This window comes from Paraburkholderia sp. C35 (genome assembly GCF_003121405.1).
In the GTDB taxonomy this organism is placed as follows: domain Bacteria; phylum Pseudomonadota; class Gammaproteobacteria; order Burkholderiales; family Burkholderiaceae; genus Paraburkholderia.
Map to the genome: position 1 here is coordinate 16,004 of NZ_QBUY01000038.1, position 12,476 is coordinate 28,479.

Annotated in this window: 7 protein-coding genes and 1 tRNA gene; 6 read left to right on the forward strand and 2 right to left on the reverse strand. The window is 62.4% G+C overall.

Translation table 11 applies throughout. The features are described 5' to 3' along the window. Positions 1-5: 5 nt before the first annotated feature. The 3 genes from DK391_RS22070 to DK391_RS22080 all read left to right on the forward strand — a co-directional run bounded on the left by DK391_RS22070 (position 6) and on the right by DK391_RS22080 (position 1,023). On the forward strand, positions 6-416 hold the full coding sequence (locus DK391_RS22070; protein ID WP_109480113.1) for an integration host factor subunit alpha: 411 nt from the start codon (positions 6-8) through the stop codon (positions 414-416). Positions 417-470: 54 nt separating this feature from the next. Continuing rightward, the gene (locus DK391_RS22075) at positions 471-875 is read left to right on the forward strand and encodes a MerR family transcriptional regulator (protein WP_109480114.1); all 405 of its coding nucleotides are present in this window, start codon (positions 471-473) and stop codon (positions 873-875) included. Positions 876-946: 71 nt separating this feature from the next. Further along, positions 947-1,023, forward strand: a tRNA-Pro gene (locus tag DK391_RS22080). Between the two features lie 141 nt (positions 1,024-1,164). Here the strand turns inward: DK391_RS22080 and DK391_RS22085 are convergent. Further along, positions 1,165-1,449, reverse strand: coding sequence for a DUF3303 domain-containing protein (locus tag DK391_RS22085; protein WP_109480115.1), 285 nt, complete (start codon positions 1,447-1,449; stop codon positions 1,165-1,167). Positions 1,450-2,249: 800 nt separating this feature from the next. Between DK391_RS22085 and uvrA the strand changes: the two genes are divergently transcribed. The 3 genes from uvrA (at position 2,250) to DK391_RS22100 (ending at position 10,159) form a co-directional block, all read left to right on the forward strand. Continuing rightward, a complete protein-coding gene (gene uvrA, locus DK391_RS22090; protein WP_109480116.1) occupies positions 2,250-8,159 on the forward strand; it encodes an excinuclease ABC subunit UvrA in 5,910 nt (1,969 codons plus the stop codon). Between the two features lie 123 nt (positions 8,160-8,282). Continuing rightward, positions 8,283-9,347, forward strand: a complete 1,065-nt coding sequence (locus tag DK391_RS22095; protein WP_109480117.1) for a DMT family transporter — start codon at positions 8,283-8,285, stop codon at positions 9,345-9,347. A 107-nt stretch (positions 9,348-9,454) separates the two neighbouring features. After that, on the forward strand, positions 9,455-10,159 hold the full coding sequence (locus DK391_RS22100; protein WP_109480118.1) for a glutathione binding-like protein: 705 nt from the start codon (positions 9,455-9,457) through the stop codon (positions 10,157-10,159). 101 nt (positions 10,160-10,260) lie between these two features. Here DK391_RS22100 and DK391_RS22105 read toward each other — a convergent pair whose 3' ends face one another. Next, the gene (locus tag DK391_RS22105; protein ID WP_109480119.1) at positions 10,261-12,381 is read right to left on the reverse strand and encodes a phospholipase C, phosphocholine-specific; all 2,121 of its coding nucleotides are present in this window, start codon (positions 12,379-12,381) and stop codon (positions 10,261-10,263) included. Positions 12,382-12,476: the final 95 nt, after the last annotated feature.

Genomic DNA, 12,476 nt, shown 5'->3' on the forward strand with positions numbered 1-12,476 from the left:
CAGATATGAATGAAATGAACTCGAGTGATTTCGAAGCCCTTCTTACGGCGCAGCGTAGCGCCATGATTCGCGATATTCCTACCTCATCCTCCAGCGCGTCGGCCGAAGCACCGACGCTCACCAAGGCTGAGCTTGCCGAGCTGCTGTTCGACAATGTCGGGCTCAACAAGCGGGAAGCGAAGGACATGGTCGAAGCGTTCTTCGAGGTGATTCGCGATGCGCTGGAAAGCGGCGACAGCGTCAAGCTGTCCGGCTTCGGCAACTTCCAGTTGCGCGACAAGCCGCAGCGTCCGGGCAGAAATCCGAAAACGGGCGAGGCGATTCCTATCGCTGCGCGTCGTGTCGTGACGTTCCACGCAAGTCAAAAGCTGAAGGCGCTGGTCGAGAACGGCGCTGAAGAGAGCTTCGCGCGCTGATCGAATCGCGCGCCCGCGCAACCACTACGACGGTCAACCGACCGCTAACTGACGATGACAGCGACGATCGAAAAAGTCGTCTTGCCTCCGATTCCCGCGAAGCGCTACTTCACGATCGGTGAAGTCAGCGAGCTATGCGGTGTGAAGCCGCATGTGCTGCGGTACTGGGAGCAGGAGTTCACGCAGTTGCGGCCAGTGAAGCGCAGAGGTAACCGTCGTTACTATCAGCATCATGAAGTGCTGCTGATCAGGCGGATCCGCGAGTTGCTGTATGAGCAGGGCTTCACGATCAACGGGGCGCGCAACCGGCTCGATTCGCATGGCGCTGTGCAAGGCGCGGAAGGCGAGGGCGAAGTGATGGAAGGTACTGTCGTGCAGGCAAGCACGGCTTCCGCCACGGTCGATGTCGATCAGTTGCGCAAAGAATTGCTGCAGGTGATCGACCTGCTTGGTCATTGAATGTTTTGTTGTATCGAGTTTGATTGTTGCAGTTCTATTCGCATGAAGTGTCTGTTATACTCTCATGCTTTCGGGGCGTAGCGCAGCCTGGTAGCGTACCTGCATGGGGTGCAGGTGGTCGGAGGTTCAAATCCTCTCGCCCCGACCAGATGGATAAGAAGGACTTACGGTGCAAGCCGTAAGTCCTTTTTCGTTTGCGCGATGATTTTTCGCGTTCCACTGCCTCTCGCTAACTGCATCGTCATCCTGATTAATCTCGCGCATCAACGGATGTCCGGCAGCAGTGGCATCACTTCCCCGCCTTGAACGCACCCAATGCCGCGCCGAGTTCCTCGTCGCTGAGCGCGGGCACGACTCTGAACGTGAAGAGATCGCCCCACTCAAGCACCCATGCCGCCATCGGCGCACTGCTGTCGGATTCGATGATGGCGAAGCCGCTCAACTCGCCGATCGTATGCCAGCGTCCGAGCATCCTGATGCCGTCGGGCGGCAGGGCGCCGCCCGTCTTCATGAAGCGCTCGACGGCTGATTGCTGTGTCGTCGGTAGGCCGTTCCACTGAACTATGAACTTCATTGCGCACCTCCACTTCACTCGCGACGATGCCGGCCAGTGGCAAGCCGTCACCGTGACGGGCGCTGCGGAGTGCGGCGCTCGGGAGCCTGTATCGCGTGTGGATTCGTCCTACTGAATCGAACATTCGATGCAACCACCTCGGCGTTCCTGAGAATGATAGGTCGCGTGTATCGAACTTCCATTCGACGAATCTGAGGCTGTTGCGAGTGCGCTCGATAGCGTTCCGCGCAAGTCGCAGTGCTTTAAGTTTCCGTTAAGCCTGCGCTTTTACATTGTCATGGCGTTCGGACGATGCAAGAGGTGCTGCGAGGAGTCGTCCGACGCTTCGTGGTCCGCCGGGGGGCGAACCAGACGAAGACCATCGTCGATGCGCATTCGACCGCCGCAAGGTGCCAGATGGCGTGTGGCAAGCGGCCGAACAGTCTTCGCCCGAAGGCTGTGGGGGACGGCCATTGAACCCGGTGCTCCACCGGGTTTTTCTTTTCCGACGCTCGCCGGCATCGCGCCGGCGAGCGCCGCGGATCGCGCGAGTTGCGCCAGGATTGACTCGATTCCGCGCTGAACCGCGCGCCCGGTGGCGCGTCATAAACAGGTGATTTGGCCTATGCCATTTGCCGCGATATTGTCGTGCAATCCGCGTGCAAAACTGTATAGGCATACAGTATAGTATTCACCTATCTGGCGCGGCCGCTTTCCACAAAGCTGGCACTTTGCGCCACCCGATTCTCGCCGAACGCGCACGCGTGGCCGCCACTCGCCGCCATCATGCCCCGGCTAACTCATTCAGACGGACAGGCAAATTGTCATCTAACGGAACGATCCGCATTCGTGGCGCACGCCAGCACAACCTGAAGAACGTCGATCTCGACCTTCGCACGGGCGAAATGACCGTCGTGACGGGGCCGTCGGGCTCGGGCAAATCGAGCCTCGTGTTCGACACGTTGTACGCCGAAGGGCAGCGTCGCTACGTTGAAACATTCAGCGCTTACGCGCGGCAGTTTCTCGACCGGATGGACCGCCCGCAGGTCGATCGCGTCGACGGCGTGCCGCCCGCCATTGCTATCGACCAGACCAACCCCGTACGCAGTTCGCGGTCCACGGTCGGCACGATGACGGAGCTGAACGACCATCTGAAGCTGCTTTACGCACGCGCGGCCGAACTGTTCGACCGCGTAACCGCGCAGGCCGTGCGGCACGATTCTCCGGAAACGATCTACGCGGAACTGGACGCGCGCACGGCTGCCGACGATCCCCGTATTGTCGTGACGTTCCCCGTCGAATTGCCGGAATCGACGAGCGAGGCGGAAGTCGAGCAATGGCTGTCGGCGAGCGGCTACACGCGTGTTCAGGCGCAACGCGAAGTCGCGTCGCCCACGGGCATGCGCAAGGTGCTCGACGTCGTGGCGGACCGTTTTCGGTTGCATCAGGTCGAAAACGCGCGTGTAGTCGAGGCGATCGAAGCGTCGCTCAAGCGTGGCGGTGGGCGAGTCCATGTCTACGTCCTGCCGCAATCGCAAGAGGACGAGGGCGCCGAGCCGCAAATCTGGCGCTTCTCCACCGGGCTGCACAATCCTGACAGCGATCTGCGCTATGCCGATCCTCAGCCCGCGCTGTTCTCGTTCAACTCGGCATACGGCGCGTGCGATACGTGCCGTGGCTTTGGCCGCGTGATCGGCGTCGATCTCGGTCTCGTGATCCCCGACGAACGCAAGACGTTGCGTGGCGGCGCCATCAAGCCGATGCAGACGCCCGCCTGGAAAGAATGCCAGGACGACCTGATGCGTTATGCGGCAAAGGCGAACATTCGCCGCGACACACGCTGGTCCGAACTCACGCAGGACGAGCGCGACTGGGTCATCAACGGCTCACCGGATTGGGACGGCGAATGGCAGAAGCAGTGGTATGGCGTGAAGCGCTTTTTCGGCTATCTGGAGTCGAAGGCGTACAAGATGCATATCCGCGTGCTGTTGTCGAAGTACCGCAGCTATACGCCGTGCGAAACCTGCGGCGGCGCGCGCCGGAAAACGGAATCGCTGTTGTGGCGGCTGGGTTCGAAGCAGAATGCCGACGCCGTGCTGGAACCGGCACAGCGTTTCTTGCCGCGCGGAGTCGACTGGAATCGTGGCCAGCTCGAAGCCTTGCCGGGCCTGACCGTACACGATCTGATGCTGCTGCCCATCGAGCGCATCCGGCGCTTCTTCGATGACATCACACTACCGAGCGCGCTGCTGGACGACGCGCTGAAGCTTCTGCTCGCCGAAGTGCGCACGCGTCTCAAATACCTGTGTGACGTCGGCCTCGGCTATCTCACGCTGGACCGTCAGAGCCGCACCTTGTCGGGCGGTGAAGTGCAACGTATCAACCTGACGACCGCGCTTGGCACGTCGTTGACCAAGACGTTGTTCGTGCTAGACGAGCCGAGCATCGGCCTGCATCCACGCGACCTGAACCGGATCGTCGAAGCGATGCATCGGTTGCGCGACGCGGGGAACACGCTTGTTGTCGTTGAGCACGACCCGTCTGTGATGCTTGCCGCTGACCGCCTGATCGACATGGGACCGGGACCGGGCGAGCGCGGCGGCACGATCATCTACGACGGCACGCCGGACAAGATCCGTTCGGCGGGCACGCTGACGGGCGAGTATCTGGGCGGGCGCAAGCACGTCGCCGATGCTGCGCACTGGGCGCGCCGCGCGGTCGACGCCAGCACGCCGCGCATCGTGCTGGAAGGCGCACGCCAGCATAACCTGCGCGATGTGACCGTCGAAATCCCGCTGCAGCGGCTGGTCTGCGTGACAGGCGTATCGGGCTCGGGCAAGTCGACGCTGATTCAAGACGTGCTGTACCCCGCGCTCGCGCGGCAGCTTGGCAAGGCAACCGAATCGCCGGGTGCGCACCGCAGCCTGACGGGCGTCGAACAGATCAGCGACGCGATCTTCGTCGATCAGTCGCCGATCGGCAAAACCCCGCGCTCGAATCCTGCCAGCTACGTTGGCGCTTTCGACGAAATCCGCAAGCTGTTTGCGAAAGCGCCGCTTGCGCTGCAGCGCGGCTATGGCGCGGGTGTGGTCAGCTTCAACTCAGGCGACGGGCGTTGTCCGACTTGCGGCGGTTCCGGCTTCGAACACATCGAAATGCAATTCCTGAGCGACGTCTATCTGCGTTGCCCGGATTGCGACGGCACCCGTTATCGGCCCGAAGTGCTCGAAGTGAAGATCGAGCGGGCGGGTCGCGCGCTGAGCATTGCGGACGTGCTGGAGTTGACCGTGCACGAAGCGGTCGTGCTGTTCGCCGCAGATAGTGAAGTGCTGCGCGTGCTTCAGCCTATCGTCGATGTCGGTCTTGAATACGTGAAGCTGGGGCAGCCGGTGCCGACGCTGTCGGGCGGTGAAGCGCAACGTCTGAAGCTCGCGGGCTTTCTCGCGGAAACGGCCCAGGCGCAGACGGCACGCAACAGTGCCAAACAGGCGCCGCCGCGTCTTTTCATGTTCGACGAGCCGACTACCGGTCTGCACTTCGATGACATCGCCAAGCTGATGCAGGCGTTCGGCAAACTGCTGGCAGGCGGTCATTCGCTCATCGTGATCGAGCACAATCTCGACGTGATTCGCGCGTCCGACTGGCTGATCGATCTCGGTCCCGAAGGTGGTGACGCGGGTGGCCTCGTCGTGTGCGCGGGTTCGCCGGATGAGGTCAAGCAATGCCCCGGCTCGCATACCGGCGAAGCGCTCGTGCAATACGATCGCGCCATGGGCGTCGCCATCGAACCAACCGAAGCAGCAGAAAAAGCCGAAGCGGCCGCACATGGCATGCCGCTGCAGACGGCGCTCAACGCAGCGCGCGCAAGGCGAGCGGTCGAGGGCGAAGATGTCGTGCGTATCGTCAATGCACGCGAACACAACCTGAAGGCGCTCGACGTCGATATTCCGCACGGCAAGTTCAACGTCATCACGGGCGTGTCCGGTTCGGGCAAGTCGACGCTCGCGTTCGATATCCTGTTCCATGAAGGTCAACGCCGGTATCTGGAATCGCTGAATGCGTACGCGCGCTCTATCGTGCAGCCGGCTGGACGTCCTGAAGTCGATGCCGTGTATGGCATTCCGCCTACCGTCGCAATCGAGCAGCGGCTGTCGCGCGGCGGACGCAAGAGCACGGTCGCCACGACCTCGGAGGTGTGGCATTTCCTGCGTTTGCTGTACGTGAAACTCGGCATCCAGCACTGTATCCACGACGGCGCGCCGGTGACGTCGCAAAGCGTCGAATCGATCCTTGCGCAGCTGATGCGCGATCACAAGGGGCAGCATGTCGGTTTGCTGGCGCCGCTCGTCGTGAACCGCAAGGGCGTCTATACCGATCTCGCGAAGTGGGCGAAAGCGCGCGGCAATACGCATCTGCGCGTAGACGGCGAGTTCGTGTCTGTCGATCCGTGGCCGAAGCTCGATCGTTTCCGCGAGCATACGATCGAATTGCCTGTTGGCGACATCGTCGTGTCGGCAGACAAGGAGGCCGAATTGCGCCGTCTGCTCGACGAAACGCTGGAAGTGGGCAAGGGCGTGATGCATCTGCTTGCACCGCTCGACGGTCTCGAACGCGCGATGACCCGCAACGGCCCAACGGCGCACGTTGGTGAAGTGAAGGTGTTGTCGGTCAAGCGGGCATGCCCCGTGTGCGGTACCAGCTATCCGGAACTGGACCCGCGTATGTTCTCCTACAACAGCAAGCACGGCTGGTGCACGACCTGTGTCGGTACGGGCCTCGCGTTGACGCGCGAACAGCGCGCCGCGTACGACGACACAGTACTCGTCGACGACAATCGTGGGCGCGAGCAGACCTTGCCATCGGACGAGCAGGAACCGGAGGGCGTCGGCGACGAGCCGTGTCCGGATTGCCACGGCACGCGCCTGAATCCGTCTGCCCGCGCGGTGACGTTCAGCGAAACGCCGATTGTCGATGTCGCGCAATGGACCGTGTCGGATACGCGCCGCTGGATCGACGGACTCGAACTGACGGGACGCGATGCGGAAATCGCGCGCGACGTGATCAGTGAAATCGGCAGCCGCCTGCAATTCCTGGAAGAGGTAGGCCTGGGTTATCTGAGCCTCGATCGAGCGGCACCGAGCCTGTCCGGCGGCGAAGCGCAGCGCATCCGTCTCGCGGCGCAACTCGGCAGCAACTTGCAGGGCGTCTGTTACGTGCTCGACGAGCCGACCATCGGTTTGCACCCGCGCGACAACCAGATTCTGCTGAACGCGCTGCGCAAGCTGGGCGACAAGGGCAATACGCTGGTCGTGGTCGAGCACGACGAAGACACGATTCGCCGCGCGGATCACATCATCGACATCGGTCCAGGCGCGGGCAAACGCGGCGGCACGCTGGTGGCGCAAGGGCGTGTCGGCGATCTTTCTGCCCAGTCCGATTCGTTGACCGGTCAGTTTCTCGCGCAGCCCATCCTGCACCCGCTGCAAGCGCGGCGTCCTGTATCGCTTGCCACCAAACGTGCGCCCGCCGTGCCCGAAAAGTGGCTTACCGTGCATGGCGCAACGCTGCACAATCTACGCGACGTAACCGTGGGCATCCCGCTCGGGCGTCTCGTCGCCGTGACAGGTGTGAGTGGATCGGGCAAATCGACCCTCGCGCGCGATGTGGTGATGACGAATCTGCTGGACGCTGTCGGCCGATCAGTGCTGTCGTCGCCGGCGGTGCGCCGTGCGCGCAAGGCCGCACAAGGTGACGAAGCGCCTGCAACGAACCGCCGTTCGAGCGTGCTCGCGCGCAGCGCACCGCGGCCATCGCTCAATGTCACGCACGCGTGGCAGGGCTGCGAATCGATCAGCGGCTACGAATCGATCGATCGCGTGCTCGAAGTCGATCAGACGCCAATCGGCAAAACGCCACGCTCCTGTCCCGCCACATACATCGGCGTGTGGGACACGATCCGTCGTCTGTTCGCCGATACGCTCGAAGCGCGTGCACGCGGCTACTCGGCTTCGCGCTTCTCTTTCAATACGGGCGATGGACGTTGCCCGGCGTGTGAAGGGCAAGGCGTGCGAACCATCGGCATGAGCTTCCTGCCCGACGTGAAGGTGCCGTGCGACGTGTGCCACGGTCAGCGCTTCAACCCCGAGACGCTCGCAGTGACATGGCGCGGCAAGAACATCGGCGACGTGCTGACAATGGAAATTGACGAAGCCGTCGATTTCTTTGCGGCGATGTCGAATATCGCGCATCCATTGCAGTTGATGAAGGACGTTGGCCTGGGTTATCTGACGCTCGGCCAGCCGTCGCCGACGCTGTCGGGTGGCGAGGCGCAGCGCATCAAGCTGGTCACGGAACTGAGCAAGGTGCGCGACGACATCACGCGTCGTGGACAGAAGGCGCCGCACACGCTGTATGTGCTCGATGAACCGACCGTCGGCCTGCACATGGCCGACGTCGCGAAGCTGATCCGTGTGCTGCATCGGCTTGCGAACGCGGGGCATAGCGTCGTGGTGATCGAACACGACCTCGATGTGATCGCTGAAGCAGACTGGATCATCGATCTCGGGCCGGAAGGCGGCGTCGGTGGCGGAACGATCGTGGCATCGACCGATCCCGAAGGTCTGGTTCGCGTCGCGGCGAGCCATACGGGGCAAGCACTGGCACCCGTGCTCGCGCGGGTCGCGAGCGACACGGGCGAGGCAGAGGCGAGCGAGCGCGTGAGCGCAGGGTGACGCTGCGAGTCGGCGGCGCGGTGTTGGTGTTGCTGCGCTGCCGCGCTTGCTGGGCCTCATATAAGCCCGTGACAAAAACGGCGTTCAGGATAGGCATCCAGCAAAAGCAGGGACAAAGACATCATGGGCACACGTCATAGCGCCGCGTTCACGGCCATACTGGCAGCCGTTCTATTCGGTGCGACGACGCCATTTGCGAAAGCATTGCTTGGCGCACTGTCGCCATTTATGGTCGCGGGTCTGTTCTATCTCGGCAGCGGCTGCGGACTGGCGGTTGCAATGCTGATCCGTGGTGTGCGGCGAGAGCCTGCTGTGAACACCCCAAACGAACTGGCCATGCCACGCAGGGAACTGCCGTGGTTGATGGGTGCCATCGCTGCGGGCGGTATTGCGGGTCCGGCGTTGCTGATGTTCGGCCTCGCCGCGACACCAGCGGCGACAGCTTCGCTGCTGCTCAACCTCGAAGGCGTCATCACTGCGCTGATCGCATGGTTCGTGTTCCGTGAGAATGTCGATACCCGTGTATTTCTCGGCATGATGGCGATTGTCGCGGGCGGCGTGCTGCTGTCGTGGCAGCCGGGCGGCGGTGGTGTAGGCGCGGGCGCGTTGCTGGTCGCTGCCGCGTGTCTGTGCTGGGCCATCGACAACAACCTGACGCGCAAGGTCTCGACCAACGATGCAATGTTTAGCGCCTGCGTCAAAGGGCTGGTCGCGGGCGTCGTCAATGTCGGCATCGCGCGGGCGCTCGGCGCGCATGCACCGGCCGCGAGCCTGATCGCTGCATCGATGGTGGCGGGGCTGGCCGGTTATGGTGTGAGTCTCGTGCTGTTTGTTATCGCGCTACGTCATCTGGGTACGGCGCGCACGGGTGCGTATTTTTCGGTTGCGCCTTTGTTCGGCGTCGCGATTTCGTTTGCGCTGTGGCCCGGGCAGCCAACGCCTATCTTCTGGATAGCAGCAGCGTTGATGGCGCTCGGTGTCTGGCTGCATCTACGTGAGCGGCATGATCACGAGCACACGCATGATCCGCTCGACCACAGCCATCGTCATCGGCATGACGAACATCATCAGCACCAGCATGATTTCGATTGGGACGGCGTCGAGCCGCATGTGCATCCACATGTTCACGCACGCATCACGCATACGCACGCTCATTTTCCCGATATACATCATCGACATCGGCATTGAGGGCGCGCGGCCGCGACCGTTGCCGCCGGGCCGCCCGCAAGCAAAGCAGGGGCAACCCGTCTATATTGGTCGCTGTTTATCGATACATATGCTCACAAGGACCTTACATGCCTGATCCTTCCGTCTTTCCGATTGCGAACAAGTGGCCCGCTACGCATCCCGGGCGGATCCAGCTCTATTCGCTGCCGACACCCACCGGCGTCAAGGTCTCGATCATGCTGGAGGAGACCGGCCTCGCGTACGAACCGCATCTGGTGCGCTTCGATGCGAACGACCAGCTGTCGCAGGAATTCATGTCGCTCAATCCGAACAACAAGATTCCCGCGATCATCGATCCCAATGGGCCGGACGGCGAACCGCTGCCGCTGTTCGAGTCGGGCGCGATTCTGCTGTATCTCGCTGACAAGACGGGGCAATTCATCCCGCAGCGTGCTTCGGCGCGCTACGAGACGATTCAGTGGCTGATGTTCCAGATGGCAGGCATCGGGCCGATGTTCGGCCAGATCGGCTTCTTCCACAAATTCGCGGGCAAGGAGTACGAAGACAAGCGTCCGCGCGACCGCTATGTCAACGAATCGAAGCGGCTGCTTAACGTGCTGAACGAGCGCCTCGCAACCCGCACGTGGATCATGGGCGACGACTACACGATTGCCGATATCGCCACGTTCCCGTGGGTGCGCAATCTGGTCGGCTTTTACGAGGCCGGCGATCTGGTTGGCTTCAGCGACTTCCCGCATGTGAAGCGCGCGCTCGACGCGTTTCTCGCGCGTCCCGCCGTCCAGCGCGGGCTGGAAATTCCGAAGCGCGCCTGAGCGCCAACGAAAAAGCCCGTGCCGTCGATACAACGGCACGGGCTCAGTCCTTCCATTACGGCGTTGCAACACTCGCGCCGCCGCTATTGCTAGCGCAACAGTTATTGCCCGCCGAGCGCAGGATCGCTCATGCTCGGCTTGCCCGTCTCGACGTGGCCGGCCACACGGCGCACGAATGCCGTGTCGGTATCGACGGTGATCGTCAGGTCATACCAGCCATACACCTGACGCAGATCGAGATACACGGTGTCGCTATCGCCGCCGCGCACGGTGTGTGTGAGCGTTTTGCCCGAATCGTACGCATTGACGACCTTGAACTGGCAACGCGTGTTGCCATCGTTCTTCAGGCGCAATTGCAGATTGCCGTTCGCCACGTCATAGCCTTCCGCGACTTCCGGCTGCGCGGATTTGTGGCTGTTCCACGCCTGCTGCGCGATCAGCTTGCCGGCAAAGCGGCGCAGGAAGCCGTTCGGCCCGTGCACCGTGAAGTCGTACGAACCATCGGCTTTCACGGCCAGTTGATCGACGAGGCGCTTGCCCGCTGCGACCGTGTAGGTGCGCGGCGCGTCGGCGCTCAGCGCGTCGAATACGAGGAAGTGCGCGCCGGCGTCGCCCGTGTTGACGAAGCGCATCGAGAGCTTGCCGTTGCTGTTGTGATCGTCGATACGCACGAACAGTTCGTACGGCACGGCACGCGCAGGGCGCACGCCCGGCTCCTGCTTCGGCACGGCGCCAATAACAGGCGGCAGCGGCACGTAGTCGGGGTGGCGGTCGCTGTCCTGCGGCTTGTAGGCAGCGGTTGACGGCAGCGTCGGGAACGCATCGTTCGGGTTCTTGAAGTTGAACGCCGAGGTCAGGTCGCCGCACACGGCGCGACGCCACGGTGTGATGTGCGACTCCGACAGCTTGTTGCCCTGGCCGAACCGCGCCTGAATAAATCGAATCACCGACGTGTGATCGAACACCTCCGAGCACACATAGCCGCCTTTCGACCACGGCGACACGACCAGCATCGGCACGCGCGGTCCGAGACCGTACGGACCGGGCGCGTATTTGCCGTTGTTACCGCCGGGATAGATTTCGTTGGTCGTCGCGACCGTCGACAGACCATTCGCATTCGATGACGGCGCGAACGGCGGCGACACGTGATCGAAGAAGCCGTCGTTCTCGTCGTAGTTGATGAGCAGCACGGTCTTGCTCCACAGGTCCGGATTCGACGTGAGAATCTGCAAGACCTGATCGACGTACCACGCGCCGTAGTTGGCCGGCCAGTTCGGGTGCTCCGAGTAGGCTTCCGGCGCGACGATCCACGACACCTGCGGCAACTGGTTGTTCTGCACATCCTTGCGCAGAATGTCGAAGTACGTATCGCCCGCCGACACGTTCGTGCCCGTGCGCGCCTTGTCGTACAGCGGATTGCCCGGCTGCGCGTTGCGATACTGGTTGAAGTAGAGCAGCGAGTTGTCGCCGTAATTGCCGATATACGGATTGTTCGTCCAGCCCCATGAGCCGTTTGCGTCAAGGCCGGTGCCGACGTCCTGATAGATCTTCCACGAAACGCCGGCTGCTTCCAGCACTTCCGGATACGTCGACCAGCCGTAGCCCAGTTCTGAATTGTCGACCACGGGGCCGCCGCCCGAACCGTCGTTGCCGACCCAGCCCGTCCACATGTAGTAGCGGTTCGGATCGGTCGCGCCCATCAGCGAGCAGTGATAGGCGTCGCAGATCGTGAACGAATCGGCCAGCTGATAGTGGAACGGGATGTCGTCGCGCGTCATATACGCCATCGTCGTCGTGCCCTTGTTCGGCACCCACTGATCGTTGCGGCCACCGTTCCATGCGCCGTGCGTCGTCGGCCAGTCATGCGGCAAATCTTGCAGGAACTGCAGGCCGAGATTCGGCGCGGTCGGACGGAACGGCAGCACTTCGCCGACGCCGCCCACCAGCGGTTGATGCCAGACGGATTTGCCGTTCGGCAGGTTGATCGCGCGCGTGTCGCCGAAGCCGCGCACACCGCGCAGCGTGCCGAAGTAATGGTCGAACGAACGGTTTTCCTGCATCAGCACGACGATGTGCTCGACATCGCGGATGCTGCCCGTCTTGTTGTTCGCGGGAATGGCGAGCGCGTTGCGGATGCCGGCGGGCAACATCGTCAAGGCCGTTGCGGAGCCGGCTGCCTGGGCGGCTGCGCGCAGAAAATCACGGCGGTTCTTTGTGGTCATGTTGTCTTCGATCGTGAGGGAAGAAACGGTAAGGGAGGACTTCCACGCGGGGGCATGGAGCCTGACTGGGCAGAACTCAATCGACGGTGTGAATC

Coding starts and splice junctions, on each gene's coding strand:
- DK391_RS22070 (WP_109480113.1), top strand. CDS start 6: ATGAATGAAATGAACTCGAGTGATTTCGAAGCCCTTCTTACGGCGCAG.
- DK391_RS22075 (WP_109480114.1), top strand. CDS start 471: ATGACAGCGACGATCGAAAAAGTCGTCTTGCCTCCGATTCCCGCGAAG.
- DK391_RS22085 (WP_109480115.1), bottom strand. CDS start 1,449: ATGAAGTTCATAGTTCAGTGGAACGGCCTACCGACGACACAGCAATCA.
- DK391_RS22095 (WP_109480117.1), top strand. CDS start 8,283: ATGGGCACACGTCATAGCGCCGCGTTCACGGCCATACTGGCAGCCGTT.
- DK391_RS22100 (WP_109480118.1), top strand. CDS start 9,455: ATGCCTGATCCTTCCGTCTTTCCGATTGCGAACAAGTGGCCCGCTACG.
- DK391_RS22105 (WP_109480119.1), bottom strand. CDS start 12,381: ATGACCACAAAGAACCGCCGTGATTTTCTGCGCGCAGCCGCCCAGGCA.